Annotated in this window: 11 protein-coding genes; 1 reads left to right on the forward strand and 10 read right to left on the reverse strand. The window is 60.6% G+C overall.

Annotated elements, in window-relative coordinates; genetic code table 11:
- Window positions 1-57: 57 nt before the first annotated feature.
- The 10 genes from O9Z63_RS16145 to O9Z63_RS16190 all read right to left on the reverse strand — a co-directional run bounded on the left by O9Z63_RS16145 (window position 58) and on the right by O9Z63_RS16190 (window position 17,750).
- Window positions 58-798: an alpha/beta fold hydrolase gene (locus O9Z63_RS16145; protein ID WP_270126373.1), complete on the reverse strand. Its 741-nt coding sequence runs from the start codon at window positions 796-798 to the stop codon at window positions 58-60.
- Between the two features lie 229 nt (window positions 799-1,027).
- Window positions 1,028-3,304 carry a T9SS type A sorting domain-containing protein gene (locus O9Z63_RS16150; protein WP_270126374.1) on the reverse strand — a complete coding sequence of 759 codons (2,277 nt, stop codon included), beginning with the start codon at window positions 3,302-3,304 and terminating at the stop codon, window positions 1,028-1,030.
- Between the two features lie 482 nt (window positions 3,305-3,786).
- Complete coding sequence (locus tag O9Z63_RS16155) at window positions 3,787-6,135, reverse strand: T9SS type A sorting domain-containing protein (RefSeq protein WP_270126375.1); 2,349 nt, start codon at window positions 6,133-6,135, stop codon at window positions 3,787-3,789.
- 236 nt (window positions 6,136-6,371) lie between these two features.
- On the reverse strand, window positions 6,372-7,295 hold the full coding sequence (locus tag O9Z63_RS16160; protein WP_270126376.1) for a bestrophin family protein: 924 nt from the start codon (window positions 7,293-7,295) through the stop codon (window positions 6,372-6,374).
- A gap of 296 nt (window positions 7,296-7,591) precedes the next feature.
- Window positions 7,592-9,028, reverse strand: a complete 1,437-nt coding sequence (locus tag O9Z63_RS16165; RefSeq protein WP_270126377.1) for a M16 family metallopeptidase — start codon at window positions 9,026-9,028, stop codon at window positions 7,592-7,594.
- A 16-nt stretch (window positions 9,029-9,044) separates the two neighbouring features.
- The gene (locus O9Z63_RS16170; protein WP_270126378.1) at window positions 9,045-10,484 is read right to left on the reverse strand and encodes a M16 family metallopeptidase; all 1,440 of its coding nucleotides are present in this window, start codon (window positions 10,482-10,484) and stop codon (window positions 9,045-9,047) included.
- A 238-nt stretch (window positions 10,485-10,722) separates the two neighbouring features.
- A complete protein-coding gene (locus O9Z63_RS16175; protein WP_270126379.1) occupies window positions 10,723-12,057 on the reverse strand; it encodes a family 1 glycosylhydrolase in 1,335 nt (444 codons plus the stop codon).
- Between the two features lie 91 nt (window positions 12,058-12,148).
- The gene (locus tag O9Z63_RS16180; protein ID WP_270126380.1) at window positions 12,149-13,828 is read right to left on the reverse strand and encodes a GMC family oxidoreductase; all 1,680 of its coding nucleotides are present in this window, start codon (window positions 13,826-13,828) and stop codon (window positions 12,149-12,151) included.
- Window positions 13,829-13,976: 148 nt separating this feature from the next.
- The gene (locus O9Z63_RS16185; protein WP_270126381.1) at window positions 13,977-14,576 is read right to left on the reverse strand and encodes a gluconate 2-dehydrogenase subunit 3 family protein; all 600 of its coding nucleotides are present in this window, start codon (window positions 14,574-14,576) and stop codon (window positions 13,977-13,979) included.
- A gap of 225 nt (window positions 14,577-14,801) precedes the next feature.
- On the reverse strand, window positions 14,802-17,750 hold the full coding sequence (locus tag O9Z63_RS16190; protein WP_270126382.1) for a glycosyltransferase family 117 protein: 2,949 nt from the start codon (window positions 17,748-17,750) through the stop codon (window positions 14,802-14,804).
- A 402-nt stretch (window positions 17,751-18,152) separates the two neighbouring features.
- Here O9Z63_RS16190 and O9Z63_RS16195 point away from each other — a divergent pair, with 402 nt between their 5' ends.
- On the forward strand, window positions 18,153-19,538 hold the full coding sequence (locus O9Z63_RS16195) for a sensor histidine kinase (RefSeq protein ID WP_270126383.1): 1,386 nt from the start codon (window positions 18,153-18,155) through the stop codon (window positions 19,536-19,538).
- Window positions 19,539-19,545: the final 7 nt, after the last annotated feature.

Genomic DNA, 19,545 nt, shown 5'->3' on the forward strand with positions numbered 1-19,545 from the left:
CCGCGCTTTGCGTGGAATGACGTTCTGTTTTAGTGCCTACTGTGCCGCGTTATCCTATTAATGTACTTTCTCACCAAACGCCCGCAGTAGCGCCGCTACCTCTTCGGGCGCCTCGTAGGGCAGCAGGTGACCAGCGCCGGACACTATTTCCAGCGGCGTGCCTTCGGGGAGCAGCGGCAGCGTCTCCAGCCCATGCACCGACGGCGACATGACGGCGTCCTGGTCGCCGGCCAGAATGGTGCAGGGTACGCGGACTTCGCACATGCGGCCGGCCAGGTTTTCGCGGCTGCCGTGGAGCAGCCAGGCTTCCCAGGCGGCTTTGGAGGTGCGCAGATTGTCAGCGAGAATGTGCTCCTCGGCGGCAGCCGTCAGCGGCCGGGCAGTGATGTGGCGCAGTGTTTTCTTGGCCTCCGTGCGTTTGCCCCAGGCCTGCAGGCTGGCTTTGCGGTCGGCATCGGTCATGGGCTCGGGCGTGGGCGGCGAGGGGCTGAGCAGCGCCACGCCCCGCAACCCGGCGGGCTGCCGGGCCGCCAACGCCAGCGCAATTTTGCCGCCCATGCTGTGCCCCACCAGCACATAGCGTTGCAGGCCTTGAGCTGCCACGAACGTCGCCACCTCGTCGGCATACGCGTCTACAGTGTAGCCGCCGGCCGGCGCTAGCGCCGCCCCGAAGCCCCCCAAATCGGGGGCTAGCACGGCATATTCGGGGGTAAGGCGCTCGGCAACGTCCTGAAAGGCGCCGCCGGAGCCGGCCCAGTAATGCAGGTATACAAAGGTGAGTGGAGTGGCTTTTGGCATACAAGAGAGTCGAGAGAACAACAGGCAGCGGCAGCAGCCGCTTTTCGTTTGTATATACTCCCGGATAGCTCCTGCGTTGTTTGGCCGCAACATTTGCCGCAACTGTTTTGCCCAGGCCACAGCTCCGGCCAGCAGATGCCCACAAAAAAATACCCGGCACCAACCGGGCCGGGTATTTTTCTCAGCAGGAAACTACCGCGCTACAGCGGCGGCGGCGCCTGATAGTAGGTTACTTGGTGAGTACCAGCTGACGGATGGTGTACTCCGAGCCGGACTGCACGCGCAGCACATACATGCCGGTAGCCAGGCCCGACAGGTCGAGCTTGTTCTCGGCATTGTCGCGAACGGCGGCAGTGTGCACCACCTGGCCGAGGGCGTTGGTAATCTGCACCTGCATGGCGCCTTTGGCTTTGGCGTCGCGGATGTCAAGCGTTACCTGGCCCTGGCTGGGGTTCGGGAACATAGAGATAGAGCGAGCCAGCGCCGGGCTGTTGGTGGAGAGGACCGTACCAAGTGTAACATCAATTGCGAGGCGCGAATTCAGAGTCGACGTATTAATGTCGGTCCAAGTGGTAGCTGCCGCTGTTTTGAACAGGAACGTTCCGGCTCGCAATGGATTTTCCACCTGGTAAGCAATACCGAGGTTACCAGCAGTGGTATTTTCAATAGCCACGAAGAAGTTATTGCTGACATTGACCCCTGGCAGCGTCAATACATCGTTACCACCCGCCGCTGGACGTGTGCGAACTGGAGACGTGTAAAGTAGCGTTCCGGGCAGGTTAGTGGCATCAGCGTCATAGATACGTACTTGGTAGCTGCCTGAACCGGTACCGAAGAAGTTGGTCGTAACAGCACGTACGGAAGACGGGCTTTGCTTCTGGTACCGAACGGCAATAATGGTATTGACTGCTACCACGCCAGCGCCTCCCGCGAAAGTGGTGCCGGAAACATAGCTCAACTGATTTGTGGACACAGTCTGGCTCAAGGTTTGAGTGTTATTGCTGGCATCCCCATCGGCAGGCAGCGTAACAGTCAGTGTGTTGGTTCCGGAGGCTGCTGTCACCGGATAAGGAGCAAATGTCACGACCGTCGACGCACCTGCTGCTAGCGAAGGGATGATTTTGGCATCAGTGAAGGTTGTGGCACCCGTCACATTCAGTGTAACAGGTACGTTGGTTAGCGCGGCAGTACCATTGTTGCGAATTGCCACTTGCGCTGTCACCGGCGAACCATACGTATTTGACACTGAGCCCAAAGAGTAGATAGCCTGTACGGCGGCATCGTTAGCCGGAATCGAAACGGCGCAGATGCCGAACTGACCGGTAGGCGTGGTGCCGAAGCTCCACACGCGGGCGTAGATGGTAGAGCCAGGCGTCAGGCCGCTGGCCGTGGTAGTAGAAAAAAAGTTGGTAGCCGTGGCGTCGTCGCTGCAGGCTACTTCCGTGAGCGTGCCGCAGGCACCCGTGTACAGCACCAGGCCCGTGTCGTTTACCGATGAGCCGGTAACGGCGCTGGTAGTTACCGTAACGGCGCCGGAAGCCGGCACCACGATGCTATACCACACGTCGTTGCTAACCGGAGTACCGGCTACGAAGCAGCCTGTGCCCGTGGTAGAGCTGGGCGCCGGCACACCCGTGGAGGCCGTAGCACCCAGGTTGGTGGTAGTGGTGGGCGTGCAGCTAGTACCCACGGTCAGAGCCGTGGCCGTAGCACAGTTATCGTTAGCAGGTGCCACAAGAGAGGTGCTGAACGTGGTAGTGGCCACCGGCGAGGTGGTGCTACCGGCGCAGTTACCGGTAATGGTTACGGTGTACGTCGTGCCGGACGTCAGGCCCGTCAGGTTGATGGGCGAGGCCGTGGGCGCGGGCGTAAAGGTAGTGGCCGTGCCGCCAGTGGGCGTGTACGTTACAGTATAGCTGGTGCTGCTGGCACCAGGCGTGAAAGCAATCTGGGCCGAGGTAGGCGTGATGTTGCTAACCGTAACGCCCGTAACGGGTGGGCAGGCCAGCGGCGTGAGGCCCGTGAGTTGGATGTTGGGGCGTAGCAGGCTGAGCGTGCCCGTGGTAGTGGGCGGGTTAGTATCCGTAGACCACGTCTGCGTGCGGTTGTTGCCGGTGCCGGTAGATGAGTAGCGGAAGGCTTTGCCAGTGCTGGTTTCGTTGCCGCCGCCGGTAGCATTGGTTTCCACTATTACCTCCAGATTGGAGGTGCCATTGTAGGCAAATGGCGCCGTGAGCGGCACGCTCACCCAGGTATCCGCTGTGAACGACGCGGCCGGGATGGTAGCATCATAGACCAGCGTAGCGCCGGTTTCCTCGGCCGCTACGGTAGTTGCCGCGGCAAAAGTGGTGTTGGAAACGGTTTTGAGGTAGATTTTGGTGGGCGCATCACCGGGCGTCGACACCGAGCTTACATAGAAGCCAATGCGCGTGAGGTTTCCGCTGGTCCCGATTTCAGCGGCCGTGTAGATCATGGCGCTACGCTCGTAGCCAAACCAGGTACCCATAGGCCGCCGGGAAGAACCGCCGTTTGGGTTGCCGGCAGGCACTTCAATCTGCGCCCAGGCAGCGGGCGCCAGTAAGAGGGCAGTAGCCAGCGCTACCAGCCGCGGCCGCAGCTTTCCGGAAAGCCAGCCTGTTGAGGAGTAATGAGTTGTCGTCATGCAGAAAAAAGGGTAAAGGTGGAAGAAAGAAAAAAACAGCAGTATCCAGCGAACAAGGCATTGTGCCTCAATGACGATTTAAGTTACCCTCTTTTCCTTCACTAGCAATTTTTTTCCCTTATTATCATATAGAAAGTTTTTAGCCGGCCGTTTCTGGTGGTTGGCCTACGGGTCTTGCAGCTTCATCTGGATAAGGCATTCATCTATAGTACAGTCTGCGGCTGGCCTGGCAGTCGCTCCCGCCGCACACTCCTTTAAACGCAAAGAGCCGGCCTCCCATAGGAAGACCGGCTCTTGGTATAGAGGCAGGCTTGTTCGCCTTATGCTTAGCGCTTGATGATACGCTGCGTCTGGGGCTTGCCGGCAGGCGTTACTACACGCAGCAGATACGTGCCATTGGGCACACCCGACAGGTCGCGCAGCTCCAAGTCGTTGGTGCCACTGGTCAACTCAGCGCTGCGCTCCAGTACCACCCGGCCCGTCAGGTCCAGGATCTGCAGCTGGCCCTTGCCCGAGGCAGCCGACTGCACCGTCAGGCGCATTTCGTTCTGGAAGGGGTTGGGGTAGGCTTCCATACGAGCGTCGGCGGTGGCCGAGCCGGAGAAGCTCAGCACTTTCGGACCGTAGTAGTGGTCTTTGCCATCTTGGTCAACCTGGCGCAGGCGGTAGTAGCGCACGCCGCCTTTGTTAGCTTCGGTATCGAGGTAGCGGTAGCGCAGCAGGCGGTTGCTGTTGGCATCCTGGCTCGGAATGAAGGCCAGCGTGCGGAACGTGCGGCCATCAATGGATACTTGTACTTCGTAGCCGCGGTTGTTCTGCTCGCTCACCGTTTCCCAGGTGATTTCAGCGTTGGTGCCGATGCGTTTGGCGGCAAACGAAACCAACGTTACAGGCAGAGGCTCTGTAAACTCGCTCAACGTGAATGTACCAAACGAACGCACATTAAACTTTGTCAATTCATTGGTATTCGTGTCTAACGCATCGCGGCCTATCTGGCCAAATATGTCGCCCGACGAGCCAGAGAGGAACAGTGCAAATTTAGATTCATCCAGCGACTGGTTATTGAATCTCAAGTTTCTGGTTTCGTTATCCAGGTAGCGGAATACTATGTTGGCAGTCAAACCACCATTATTAGTCTGCTGGTCCCCTGGACGCACTCCAAAGAAACGGCGAATGCTAGGCTTACTATTTGCACCATTGTTAATAGAGGCATAATTCTGCCCCGTGTTGCGCGTCACGGTCACGATACCAGGATCGTTACCAGTGAAAGTCATCGTCAGACCAATGTTACCAAAATCCTGTGGCTGACCAACAGGTGCAGCTTGGGAAATCTGCACAAATCCTCGCAGATAGTTGACTTCAGACTCGCCAATTATACGCCCAGCAGGAATGTTGTTCAATCCGTTACCAGTAGATGGCGCCAGTTCTACAAAATTGACGTCGGTTCTACCAATGTCTGTTGCCAGAATCCCGTTTACAAACCGCAACGTACCACCCGCCACGATCTTGAAGTTATTTATGAGTGTCTTAATACCGCCACCATCAATCTCCATATTGACAAATCCTGAGCGAGAGCCGGTAATACTTTGGTCGCTTCCAGTGAAGCTGATCGTAGTATTTTCGCGTTGGATGAAACTGTCCTGAGAGTTGTTAAAGTTACCAAACACTTCCAGACGTCCTACTATCAAACGTGCGAGTGACCGTTCGCCCTGATTGGTGCCCAGCATGTTTAGGTTACGCGTGCGAGCAGGACCAGATGCTCCTCTTGGACCTGTGGCAGTATTATCGTAACCTGGAACCTGAGTTTCAATTGTCGACTGGGAACCATCCGGATTTGCAACGGTGGTAATAACGGTACTATTCGGCTTGATAGCGTCCGAGTAGATATTAGGATATTGTACAGTAGAGCCGGAACCAAAGTCCGGAATCGTAGCATCCTTGCCTGATGTAGGTACGCCCTGAGTCCAGTTAGCCGGATCGAACCAGTTGTCGTTTACGCCGCCGGTCCAAGTGGTGGACGTTGGCGGCTCTGTGGGGCGGACGCCCTGTACTACGAATCTAGCAATGTAGAAGGTGCCAGGAGGATCAGAAAGCGTGAAGGGAGAAGGAAAACCAAATTGGTTAGTACTTGAGCCATTCACTTCATATTGAACGAACACGAAATACTCACCTGCAATCAGTCCTGTTAGAAGATTACGATTAGCCGTATTAGTGGTGAATGTTCGCACGGTTGGGTTTCCGACGACCGTGGTGGCCAACGGCAAGTTAATAGAAACCGGTGCGTCGATGTCAGTGAACGAACCGTCTGTCTCGCGACGAGCCAGACGGTACCTCAGAGTACTACCGTTCGCTGTGATGACATCTGGTGCAGCTTCTTCCGTAACAATTGTACCACCGTTGAGGACCAATTGGGTGTTGAAATTGCTTATATCATAGGTTCCAAGTTGCGCCCCATTAAAAGGGGGTAATGTTCCTGGATTTTTGCCACCAAATGTTTCATTGCCGTTGCCAGCACCCCGGTCGACGATAACGCTGGTGCTCCTAATGTTGCTGTTCGCTTGAGCCTGCACCGTGCGTGCAGAGCCGAGGCTCACAAGCAGCGCCAGCAGCGGCAGCAAACCCTGCCAGGCTCGGCCAAAAAGCCGGAAATTGTGCGTAAGAGTTTGAGGTTTCATTCTAAAAAAGGGAGGAATTTTGAGCAAATCGAACCTTTCCGTTTCGAATTGAGACAGGGTTCGAGCGGCGTATACGGAGTTGTAGGAATAAGGCTGACATTTTGTATAAAAAAAATAATACCCCTGTAAAATATCCATAAAAACACCCCACTCGTGCGCTCATAAGGGCACAAGAGGGCCCGCTGCGGCATGCAGCAGTACAATAAATTATTCCTAACCTGCTTTTATCTCCTGCTTTAGTGCACCACGCTGTAGGGTGGCGCCGCCAGGGCTTTCTTAAAATGGGGCAGCTCTACGCCCAGCACGTCGTGCACACTCACCCGGATTTTGTTGGCCAGCTGCGTGATGGGTAAATCGTTGCTGTCGGTGCCGAAAGGCTGCTCGATTTCCTCGCCTATCATCTCCAGCCCCAGCATCACGTAGGCGCCCACCATCGTAATCGGAATCATCAGGTAGCCGCAGGTATCCACCAGCACAATAGGCATGATGCCGATGAAGAGGGTGATAAACATTTTGATGAAGAAACTATACGAAAACGGGATGGGCGTCGTCTTGATCCGCTCGCAGGAGCCGTTCACTTCCATCATGCCCAGCAGGTGCGGCTTGATGGTCATCAAATGAATGGGGTCGATGATCTGGGCCTGCCGGAGCTGCTCGATGCTCTCCTGCAGCACGGCCACCAAGCAGGTGGTCACGCTCTCCGCCGACTGTAGCCGGTCCATGATGTCGGGGGTGGCTTCCAGCTGCTCGAACTGCACGCCGTTGCGCAGAGCGCCTTTCAGGGCCAGGGGAAAGTTGGAAATCAGGGCGGCGTAGTAGAGGCGGCTACGGATGGCGTGGCGCGGCAAAATGGCGTTCAGCTCCATGGCCAGCCCCCGGCAATGCGACACCAGCTGCCCCCACAGCCGACGCCCTTCGTAGTAGCGGTCGTATGCCGTGTTGGTACGGAACACCAGCAGCAAACTGAGCATAATCCCTAGAAACGAGAAGTACTCGCGCCCGATCTGAATGCTCAGGAAATGGTACTTAAGCACGACCAGCGCAATAATCAGATTATAGACGCCGACCAGCGCCACCCGGCGTAGCAGCAACAGAATGACGCTGGACGTGTGGAAATGCCACAGGGCTTTCCACCAGTCGCCGGTTTTGTAGACAATCATGAGAAAATGAAGTTTTTGGCTTCCAACGCAGCACCTACGGCGGAGTGCCGCAAGGGTTCCTCGGCGGTTGCCGCAACGCGCCCGATGCGGCAGGCAGCGGCGGCAACAGTCGGAATTTGTCTGGTAAGTGCGTTCAGTTAATGCCCCACATCGGCGGCGCACTCCAGCCACTGACGGTGGCGCGTTTCGCGCAAATTACCACTTTACCGGCTGCCTGTACGGGCTGTGGCTGGGGCAGGCACAGGAAAGCCGCGCCGGATTCCCGGCGCGGCTTCTGCACGGTGGGGGCTGGTAGGCTAAAGCGGCTTTTTGCGCGAAGCCTGGAACTTCTTGATCTGCGGATCAATGATTTTCCGGTCGCCGACTACCACGATGGTCATGGCCTCGGGGCGTACGTACTTGCGGGCCGTTTCACTGACCTGCTGGGGTGTCACGGCGTTGATGTTCTTCACCTGCTCGGTCAGGTAGGAGTCGGGCAGGCCGTGCAGATCGAGGGTGTTGAGCTGGCCGATGATGCCAGCCGGCGTGGAGTTGCGCAGCACAAACAGGCCCGACTCGTAGTTCTGGATGCCTTTCAGCTCCTCGGCGGTGGGGGGCGTTTTCTGCAGACGCTCAATCTCGTACACGATTTCCTTGAGCGAGTTGCCGGTTTCCTGGGTGGTCACGTCGGCGTTCTGGCTCCAGTTGCCGGTGCGGTAGTGGGTTTCGAGGAAGCTGTAGGGCGAGTAGGTGTAGCCCTTGTCTTCGCGAATGTTGCGCGTGATGCGCGAGCCGAACGAGCCGCCCAGCAGTGAGTTCATCACCCGCACGCGCATGTAGTCGGGGTGCGAGGGGTCCACGACGGGCAGGCCAATGACGATGGTGGACTGCGGCGCGCCCGGCCGGTCCAGGGTCGTGACGTCGGGGCGGGTCTGGGACTTGGCCACTTCGATGCGCGGGGCCGGGCCCTGGGGCATAGGCGACCAAGCGCGGGTAATAGCCTCGCGCACAGCCCCGTTGTCGAACTTACCGGCCACGTACACGCTGGTGCGCTGGGCGCCGTACTGGGTCTGGTAGAAGGCCTTCACCTGCGCCATCGTCAGGGCGTCGATTTCGGCATCGGTGGGAATGGGGCGGCCGTAGGGGTGGCTGCCGTAGAGGGCCTGGGTGAACTTCTGCCGGGCCTGGGTGCCGGGCTGGGCGCGGGCCAGGTTCATCTGGCGCTTGAAATCGGCCTTGATACGGGCCAGCTCGCTCTCGGGCAGAGCCGGATGCTGCACCACGTCGGCCAGCAGCGCCGCCAACTCAGGCGCGAATTCGCTGAGACAAGAGGCGTACACCTGCGTCTGGTCCTGGCCCACCGAAATATTGAGCGAGCCGCCCAGTCGGGCCACCTTGTCGGCCAGCTGGGCGCCGGGCAGCGTGGCGGTGCCTTCGCTCATCAGCTTGCCCAGTAGGTCGGCCACGCCAACTTCCGTGGCAGCTTCGTGCACGTTGCCGGCCTGAATGGCCACCATCATGGTGGTTTTGGGCACCTGGCCGTAGGACACCAGCTTAGCCTTGAGGCCGTTAGGCAGCGTGAATTCTTCCTTTGCCGGCAGCGCAAAGTCGCGGGGCGTGCCGCCGGCGGGCGGGGTTTCGCGGGGCGGGGCCGCCGGGGCGGGCGTGGTTTTCGGTTTGGTTTGGGCCAGGGTGGGCGGGGCGGCGGCGGTAGCCAGGGCCACGCAGAGCAGCCCGAAGTGAAGTGGTTTCATGGCGGGGTCTGTGGGGTTAGCTTTTGGCCAGCGGGTTCACAATCAAGAGCGTGCGGTTGGTGGGCCGCAGGTATTCCTGCAGGGTGCGCTGCATGAGGGCGGGCGTCACCTTGCGGAACTCGGCCTCCAGCCGGTTGATGCGGCCGGGGTCGTTGTCGAACAGCGCAAACGAGGCCAGCATGTCGGCGCGGCCGAAGTTGTCGGAGCCCGAAAGCTGGTCGTAGAGGCTGGAACGCAGCTTCACTACGGCCAAGTCCAGCGTGGCCTGGTCGATGCCACCCTGGCCCAGGCGGTTGATTTCCTGGTCGAGCACACGCACCACCGAGTCGGCACTCACCGACTGGTCGTAGATCAGGTCGCCCATCCAGAGCATGGGGCCGGAGTAGTTGAAGGCGTTGCCGAGGTAGTTGATGCCGCCGTTCACGTTGTCGGAGTAGCCGCGCTTCTGCACCAGGGCCTGATAGAGGCGGCTGTCCTTGCCCTGCAACAGAATCTGGTCGAGCAGAATGAGGGCGTAATATTCCGGCGTGTTGCGGTCGGGCATGTGGTAGGCGAAGGCCAGGGCCGGCTTGGTGGCCAGCTTGTCGTCTTTGGTGAAGCGCTGCTCCTTTTCCTGGCGAGGCTCCGAAATGTCGGGTTTGGGCGGCTGCGGGGCGCTGGGGATGTTGGCGAAGTACTTCTGCACCCAGGCTTTGGCCTCGGCGGGCTCAAAGTCGCCGACCACGGCCAGGGCCGCGTTGCCGGGGGCGTAGTAGGTTTTGAAGAACTGCTGCGCATCGGCCAGGGTGGCCGCGTCGAGGTCTTTCAGGTCGCCGTAGAAATTGTGGGCGTTGTTCCAGTTCTGGTTGGCTTTCTGGGGCATATCCAGCCACGGAAAGCCGCCGTAGGGCGCGTTCAGCACGTTCACACGCACCTCGTTTTTCACCACGCCCTGCTGGTTGGTGACGTTGGCTTGCGTGATGGCCAGCCCGCGCATGCGGTCGGCTTCGGCCCAGAGCATGGTTTCGAGCTTGTGGCTGGGCACCACCTCGAAGTAGTTGGTGAAGTCGAAGCGGGTGGAGCCGTTGAGGATGCCGCCGTTTTTCTGAATCAGCTGAATGAACTCCATCTTGCCCAGGTTCTGGGAGCCCTGAAACATCAGGTGCTCAAACAGGTGGGCGTAGCCGGTCCGGTCGCGGGGCTCGTTGCGGAAACCCACGTTGTAGTAGGCTGCCACCGTGGCCGTGGGGGCGGTGTGGTCGGGCGAGAGCACCACCTTCAGGCCGTTGGGCAGGGTGTAGTACTCCACCGGAATCTGGAAGTCGGCGGCGGCCGGGGCTGGAGCTGGAGCAGCCGGCGCGGCCGCAACCGGCGCCGGGGCCGTCAGGACCGCCGTGGCTTTCGGGCTGCAGGCCGGTAGCAGCAGCAGCCCGGAGAGCCCCAGCAGATACCGGCAGCGGGAAGTAGCGTTTTTCATAAGGCAGAAAGGAATAAGTGGGCTGAGTGGCGGAAAACGCCGACAACCTACACAATCCTGCGAAAAAACAGCCACGTCCGAGCTGCCAGTCTGATACCGGCGGGGCACTGGTCTGGGTCAGGTCCAATCTTCTGGGATAAAGCCTGTTAAATAAGGAGCGGGGCAGCCCGCGGCGCGGCCAAAAAGCCGTACCGCAGACTGCCCCGCCAAAACCGCGACAGGCAAGCCGCCCCTACATTCAGACTTCCACTTTGAGGTTGGCAGGCCGATCTGACACCGTGAACAGCTCGCCGTGGGGCACAATCGGAATCTGGCCGTATTCCTCCAGCAGCATCCGGTAGGCCGCCGCCACGGGGCGAGGCTTGCGGTCGAGGTCGTAGAGGCCGCAGGCATTCACCTGGCCCACTTTGCGCTCCAGGCCCTTGTCCCAGTCTACCTGGTCGATGAGGGAATACCAGGTGAAGCCTAGCACCGGCACCCCGTCCTTGCGCATGCGCAGAATGTTTACCCACTGCTTCCAAAGCCAGGTGGGGCCGTCCTTGGCTTCGAAGATGTTGGTTTCGGTGTGCATCACCGGCTTCTTGTAGCGCTGGTAGTAGTCGTGGGTGATGGTGTACCAGCCCAGCACGTCCATGCTGGTGCAGATTTCGCCATTGGGCAGGATAATCCGCTCGTTGCGGCCGTAGTAGTCGTTGCCCATTACCTGGTATCCCGGAGGCTCGCCGGCCATAAACCAGTCGTACTCCCGGCGCGTCATGCCGTTGTCATAGAGGTAGTTGAGCACCTCCGCGTCGGGGTGGTGGGCGTAGAGCAGGTCGAGGGACAGAAACCGGAGCTTGTTGCCCAACTGAATTTCGGGGGTGCGGGTGGCGCGCAGCTCGTGCGTGAACTCCGCCGACTCGCTCTGCACAATCACGCAGTCGGGGCGGTACTTGGCAATCTGCTGGTTGCCCATGATGCTGGCCGCCACCAGGTGCTTGATGGCCGTCACGAAGCCCTGGTCGGTTTTGAGCTGCTCGTTCCAGATGCCGTCCTTCCCGGAGAACTTGGCCGTCACGTAAATCTCGTTTACGGGCGTGTAGTAGCGCACCCAGGGGTAGCGCTGCGCCACGGCCCCGCAGTAGTCGGCGAAGTGCACGGGCAGCTCCGGATTCTGGAAATTGCCCAGCCAGTCGGGCACGCCAAAGTGCAGCAGATCCAGAATGGGCGTAATGCCCAGGCGCTGCATCTCGGCCATGGCGGCATCGGCAAACTCCCAGTCGTACTCACCCGGGCCCTTGTGGATGCGGTAATACGGCAGACCGTAGCGCAGCACCTTCAGGCCCAGGTCGTGCACCAGCGCCAGGTCTTCCTTGAAGCGGTTGTAATGGTCGCACTCGGCCAGCAGGTCGCGGCGGGTCTGGCCGTGGTCGATGGTGGGATACGAGCACTCGATGCCGGTGGCGAACATGAAGTTGCCGGCCTCGCCCGTAGGCAGGCCCGAGCCATCGTGGCCGCCCGCGCCGCCGTACTGGTCGCCGTCGTAGTGGCCGTTGCCGTACTTTTCTTTGATGTGTGTGAGAAAGGACTTCATTGTGTGGTGCTTAGTGCCTAGTGCTTGGTGCTTAGGCATTTTCCCTGAATTGACTAGAACGGCCTAAGCACCAAGCACTAGGCACTAAGCACTACCGAAGGTTGGCTAGAAACTTATCGGCGGTACGCAGGCTGAGGGCCATGATGGTGAGGGCGGGGTTGACGCTGAGGGCGCTGGGGAACACCGAGTTGTCGCAGATGTAGAGGTTGGGCACGTCGAAGGCCTTGCCGTCGGGGTTCACCACCGCATCGTCGCCGCTCAGGCCCATGCGCGCCGTCCCGATGACGTGGGCGTACCGCTCGAAGGCCCAGATGTCAGTAGCGCCGGCCGCTTCCCAGATCTGGCGCATGATTTTCTCGGCGTGGCGGTTCATGCGCTGCTCGTTTTCCTGGGCCGTGAAGTGCAGGCGCGGCTTGGGCAGGCCGCGGGCATCCTTCTCGTCGCTGAGCTCCATAAAGTTGGCCTCGTGCGGCAGGCAGTCGCCCAGGATGTTGATGCCGGCAATGTGGTTGTAGTTGCGCATGTAGTCGCGCAGGGGCTGGCCCCAGAGCTTACGCTGGCGCACCATCTGGGTGGCAAACGTCACGGGCATCACCCCGATGCTTTGCAGCAGGTAGCCACCGGCAAAGTCGGCGTCTTTGGGGCGGTGGGTGTCCTCGGAAATCAGGCCGCCGGGAATGCCTTTGTAGGGCCGGATGTCCTCGGGGAACGTGCCCCACACCTGCATACCGGGGTGAGCCATGAAGTTTTTGCCCACGTGGCCGCTGTTGAGAGCCAGCTCGTTGAGCATCAGCAAACGAGGCGTTTCCACCGCCCCGGCGCACAAAAACAGGTGGCGGCAGCGCTGGCGCACGGTGCGGCCGTGCTGCTCGTACACCACGCCCGTTACGCGGCCCGAGGCGTCGCGCTCAATCTCCGTCACGTAGGCATCGGCCCGGATTTCGGCCCCGTAGCTCTCGGCCAACGGCAGGAACGTCACGTCCATGCTGGCCTTGGCGCCGCGGTTGCAGCCGGCCTGGCAGAAGCCGCGGTTGGTGCAGGCCTCACGCCAGCCAATGCCCTCTTGGTAATAGCGCGCCGAGAGGGCCGCGTTGGCCGCCGGTGAGGTTTGAATACCGAGCTGACGGCAGGCGCGCTCCATCAGCTGGGCCGCGCCGTTGAGCGGCAGCGGAGCCAGCGGGTAGCCCTTGCGGCGCGTAGGGTCCCAGGGATAGGGTGTGGGCCCCGATATGCCCAGGAAATGCTCAATTTCCTCGTAGTAGGGCTCCAGCTCCTCGATACCGAAGGGCCAGTCGACGCCCTGGCCGAAGTCGGTGTGCAGCTTCAGGTCGCCGCGGTGGGCGCGGGGGGTGTAGGCGGTGTAGTGCAGCGTGGAGCCGCCCACGCCGGTGCCGGAGTTGTTCTTGCCAAACGCCACCGGGTTCTGACCGGCCGAAAGACGCTCGTCGTTCCAGAACAGGAAGTTCTGGGCCTTTTCATCGGTGGCGTAGTCCTTGGTCGGGTCGCGGCGGGGGCCGGCTTCCAGGGCCACCACTTTCAGGCCGGCCATGGCCAAGCGGGCCAGCAGCGGCGCACCGCCCGCCCCGGTGCCAATCACCACGCAGTCCACCTCGTCGGTGGGGTCGGGCAGCGGAGCGGGAGCTTCTTCGCCGGTGGGCTCAGTGGCTGGGGTGGCTTCGTTATCGGCCAGAATGCTTTTCAGCAGCGGGTCCTGTATTTCGGGCTGAACCGGGTTCAGCACGCCTTCTTCGAGTACTTCTTCGTCGGGCATGTTGTAGAGTAACTGAGTAATTGAGTAGCTGAGTAATGGATGTAGTGAGTAATTGAGTACAGGCCGATGGGGTGTTTGAGTAGTGTTGAAAGCTGATGCAGCGGAACGACTACTCAATTTCTCGGTTGATCTGTGCTCAGTTACTCAACTACTCAGTTACTCTCTCCGGCTCCCGGTCTTCCCGTTCGTTGAGGCCGATACGCTGCCAGCCGGGCACGTCGGCCATGCCTACGTAGCCGATTTCTTCCTGGGCCAGCGGGTGGGCGTAGTAGCTCTCCGTCAGCTCGGCCAGCATCTCCTCGAAGAAGCGGTGCTGAGGCAGCTGCTGCCAGTTTTCGCCCGGAGCCTCGCCGGCTGCCAGCTGACCGATTATCTGGTCCTGCTGCGCCGGCGTCAGCTCAACAAACGCTTGGTTAAAGGCCTGCTGCGCCGCCTGGTTGATGCCGCCCAAACCCAAGCGGTACGCTTCCCGGTCGGGGGGCATGGCGTCGTAGCGCCAGCCGTCGGCAGTGCCGGCCAGCAGGCGCTTATCCACGTTGGGGGCTAGCTCGATGGGCGTTTCCCGGTCGGGCTGGGGGAATACGCGGGCGGCTACGGCTTGCAGCAGCGCGTACGTATCGGCGTCAAAAAACTGGGGCTGGTAGTCGGCCGGGGCGTTGAGGCGGGCTTCCAGGGCGGCGCGAGTAGCGGGCGTTACCTGGTCGGTAGCCAGCAGCGCCCGGACGGTGCCTTCGGGGTAGGTATTCAAGCGTTTTATTGCTAGTAAATGACGAAGCTTTGGGGAGTGCACCTGCGGCGCTTTACCTCAACAGTACTCATCATTACTGTCTGGCAGGGTATTTAGTTATGATGCCTATCGGTATTTTTTGAAATCTCTGCTACGGGCTAAAAATGCCATAAGCTTCGTCCTGACTATCCATCAGCAATACGCTGGTTGATAGTCAGGACGAAGCTTATGAGTGGGCGGCTGGGCTTACTGCTGCAGATAAGGTTGCAGGAGCTGAAACGCCTGGTTGGCGCGCCGCTCGTCGCCGATTTGCTGGGCTGCCAGGTAGAGTTGCTGGATGGTGGCGAGCTGCTGGCTTAGCTCCCGGTCGAAGAGGGCATGGGCGGGGTTGCTGTAGTAAGTGAGGGCGCGTTGGGCTCTGTCGAGCAGCAGGTCGAAGAGCTGGTTGGCGCGGGTTTGCTCCCCGCCTGCCACCAGCGCCGGCAGTAGCTGCGGCGTGTAGAAGTCATACGGAATGGCGCGGTCGGGCATGACATCCAGGCACTTGTCGGCCAGCTTTTTGGCGGTGGCGGGGTCGCCGGCGGCCAGGTAGGCATTGGCCAGGCGGGCGAACTTTGCGCGGTAGTTGGCCGGGAACATCTGGCCGTTTTCGTCGTGGAAAACAGTGGGGTTGTTGAGGCCGCGGTAGGCGAATTGCTGCATCAGCTTCTGGTAGAGCAGATCTTTGGCTAAGTAGCCAGCTTCCTCGCGCGGGTCGTCGTTGGGGTTCTTCAGCGGCAGCACGCGCCAGGCCAGACCTTCCAGCTGGAAGTAAGCATCCAACCCCATGTGGTCTTCGGGACGGGCCACGCTGGTAGCGAAGTACACCGGCCGCTTCCATTGATTGGCCGCCAGAATGTCGAGCACCACCAGATGGCGCTTTTCCATAGCGCCCTTGCCGATGTCGAACTCCATCTGGGACACCAGCTGCCCGCGGCGGCCGGGCGGAATAATGCCCAGCTTCTTTACCGCTGCCGTATCAACAGGTAGATAAAATTTTGGCGATGGAAAGGAAAGCAATGTGGGGCCACCGTCGCCGTAGCTGACTTTCAACAGGTCGCTGTCCGCCTTCACCAATTGCATGAAGTCGGGCAGGCTGACGCTGCTGACGTTGGGGTTTTCCACGTAGGGCAGGTAGTCGTTGGTGCCTTGCCGGTACCGGTCGGCAGGCAGGGAAATAGGCAGCGGCTGCGACTTGTAGGCGCGGTTCATCATCTGCCGGATGTACCAGTCGGTGTTGAGGTAGCTGAGCACCGCCACCCGCACATCGGTGCGGATGCCTTCCACTTCCTGCGCGTACCAGAGCGGAAAGGTGTCGTTGTCGCCGTTGGTGAACAGGATGGCGTTGGGCGCGCAGGAGTTGAGCAGGTTACGGGCCGCATCGACGGAAGTGAACCGATCGGATCGGTCGTGGTCGTCCCAGCCCTCGGCCAGCATAAGGCCCGGCACTACCAGACCCAGCAGCAACGCCACGGCGGCTCGGGCAGTATCGGCGTTCAGTACCCGCTTCAGCGCCTCGGCCAGCGCCAGCACGCCCAGCCCGATCCAGATGGCGAAGGCATAGGTGGCCCCCGTGAAGGTGTAGTCACGCTCCCGCGGCTCCAGGGGTGGCTGGTTAAGGTAGACGATGATAGCCAGACCGGTGAACAGAAACAACAGCCCCACTACCAGCGCATTGCGGGAGTCACGGCGCACCTGATACACCATGCCCAGCACCCCGAGCAGCAGCGGCAAGGCCAGAAAGTTGTTGCGGGCTTTGCTGTCGGCCACCCGTTCGGGCAGGGCCTCGTGGCTGGCGAAGGGCCACAGCACGCCGGCGTGCTGCACGTCGCTTTCGCGGCCGACGTAGTTCCACAGGAAGTAGCGCCAGAACATATGGCCCATCTGATAGCGTAGCAGAAACGCGAGATTCTGGCCCATTGTCGGCTTCACCCCTTCCTGAATATCAACCCACTGCCGATAGGCGGCGGCGCGCTGGGAGGCGGTGGAAGTGCCGTCGGAATACATACGGGGCAGCAGCATCTTGTCTTCGTCACGGTAAATCAGCTCCTGTCGCCGCTCGGCCACCACGTACTGCTGGCCTTCGCGCACGTAGCGGGGGCCGGCATCTTCCTGAGCAATGGGCTGGGCAAACAGGTGCGGCCCGTAGAGCAAGGGCCGGGAGCCGTACTGCTCGCGCTTGAGGTAGCTCACGAAACTGAGCACGTCGCGCGGCCCGTTCTGGTTGATGGTGGGCTGATATCCACTGCGAATCGGCACAATCAGGTAGCAAGAGTACCCAATCAGGATGAAGGTGAAACCCAGCAGGACCGTGTTCAGCAGCCGGGACTGGCGCTGGTGCGACACCCGGAACCCCAGCCCCAGCAGCCCCAGCAGCAGCAGCACAAACCCCACCACGCCCGAGTTGAAGGGCAGCCCCAGTGAGTTCACAAAAAACACCTCGAAGCTCCCCGCCAACGACGGCAGCCCCGGAATGACCCCAACCAGCACCACCCCCACGATTACACTGCTAATCAGCAAGGTTACTACGCTGCCCCGCAGGGTAGGCGCGGGCTGCCGCCGGTGGTAGTACAGCAGGCCCAGCGCCGGAATAGCCACCAGGTTCAGCAAATGCACCCCAATGCTTAGGCCGATAACGTAGGCAATGAGCACCAGCCACTTATCAGAATCCGGCTCGTCGGCGCGGTTTTCCCACTTCAGCATCAGCCACACCACCGTAGCCGTGCACAGGGCCGACATGGCGTACACCTCGGCTTCCTCGGCGTTGAACCAGAACGAGTCGGAGAAAGCAAAGGCCAGCGCCCCCACCACGCCCGCCGCCTGCATCAGCAGCGCCTGCCCGCGGGTGGGTACGGGCCGCGCGGGGCCTGCTGGCGTGGGGCGGGGCAGCACCAGCTTCTTGGCCAGCAGCGTGATGCTCCAGAACAGAAACAGCACCGCAAACGCGCTGCTCAGCGCCGACAGCATATTGATAAGCACCGCCACTTTGCTGGAGTCGCCGAAGCTGAGCAGGGAAAACAGCCGGCCGAGCAGCAGAAACAGCGGCGCGCCAGGCGGGTGCGGCACCAGCAGCTTGTAGGAACAGGCAATGAACTCGCCACAGTCCCAGAACGAGGCCGTGGGTTCCAGGGTGAGCAGGTAGACCAGGGTAGCCATGGCGAATACCAGCCAGCCCACCACATTATTCAAACGCGCATACGAACCCATACAGACAGCTTTAAACCACGCCGGACGTAGGCAGCAGAAGAGCAAAATGCTGCGCCACAAAGGACCATCGGCGGAGTGTAAACGACTGTTATTTTGTGTTAATGATTGTTAAGCGCTTGGTCAGGCTGGGGCAGCCCCGTACTTTTCAATGTGGTTGTCGTTCCGGCGGTGGACCTCACTCCCTAGCCCCCTCTCCAAAAGAGAGGGGGGACTAGTTTTCTAATTTTCCAGAGCTAGAAACCGGTCATACATCTAGAGCTAGTCTCCCCTCTCTTTTGGAGAGGGGGCTAGGGGGTGAGGTTGACGCGAAGGCTGACCTTCTCATTACTCCGTACTCCTCTGTTCCCGCGTATGAAAAGCCGCCTGCGTATTATCTTCTGGCTGATGAGCCTGTGCATGCTGGGCATCAACGGGTTCCAGGCGTATTGGCTGTACACCACCTACCAGCTGACAGCCACCCAGTTTACGCGCACGGCGCACGAGGCACTGCTGGCAGTGGTGCAGCGGCAGCAGCTGGCCGAGGTGCGGCAGCTGCTTGAGCCTACGGCGGCCGGCCAGCCCTACGGCCAGGTGGCCCTGCCCATGCAGCACCTCGATACGGCCGGCCGCGCCCAGCTGCGGCAGTTGCTGCGGGCCGGCGGCCGGGAGCGGACTACGGCCCTGGCCACGTACCGGCAGGACGACAGTGTGGCCCAGGCGTTTCTGCAGTTTCTGCTGCGCAACACCAGGCACCAGCCCACGCTCAACCTCGCGCGCCTCGCCACCGCCTATCAGGCCGAGCTGCGTCAGCGCGGGGTCGAAGCCGCCTTCCTCTTCGATACCGTTGCCACGGCCGCCGCCCGGCGCCAACTGCCTGTGCCGGCCGGCTATGCCGTGCAGACTCCGGCAGTGGTATTGCCAGCCTTGCCCAGCGTAGCAATCCGGGCCAGCTTTCAGCCGCCCTGGCCTTATGCTCTGCACCGCATGGGCGGGCTGCTGGCGGGCTCATTGGGGCTGCTGTTGGTCACCACGGCTTGCTTTGCGTTGATACTGTCCACGATTCTGCGGCAGAAAAAGCTGTCGGAAATCCGCGAGGACTTCATCAACAACATGACCCACGAGCTGAAAACGCCCATTGCCACGGTGTCGGCGGCGGTGGAGGCGCTGCAGCACTTTGGGGCTTTGCAGGACCCGCAGAAAACCCAGACCTACCTCGCCATTTCGCAACAGGAGCTCCAGCGCCTTTCGGGCCTCGTAGACCACGTGCTGCACATGGCCGTGGCCGAGCGGCAGCCGCTGCGTCTGGAACCCGAAACCGTACGCCCCGCTGAGCTGATAGCCGAGCTGGTGCAGCAGCATCAGCTCACCACCACCAAAGCCGTGCAGTTCACTGTAGATGTTGATTCGGCCGCCATCCGCTGCGACCGGCTGCACCTGCGCAACGTCATCAGCAACCTCATCGACAACGCCATCAAATATTCTCGCGAGCAGGTCACGATTACCATTCAGGGCCAGCCCGAAACCACCGGCTGGCGCCTCACCGTGGCCGATGACGGCATTGGCATTCCGGCCAGCTACCAGCCCGCCGTATTCGACCGGTTTTTTCGGGTGCCGACCGGCAACCTGCATCCGGTTAAGGGCTTTGGGCTAGGGCTGTACTACGTGCGGCAGGTGATTGAGCGGCACGGCGGCCGGTTGCAGTTGCGCAGTGAGCCGGGCAGCGGCAGCGCGTTTTCGTTCTGGCTGCCCGCTCTATAAGGTTTCG

Source organism: Hymenobacter yonginensis, from assembly GCF_027625995.1.
GTDB classification, from domain to species: domain Bacteria; phylum Bacteroidota; class Bacteroidia; order Cytophagales; family Hymenobacteraceae; genus Hymenobacter; species Hymenobacter yonginensis.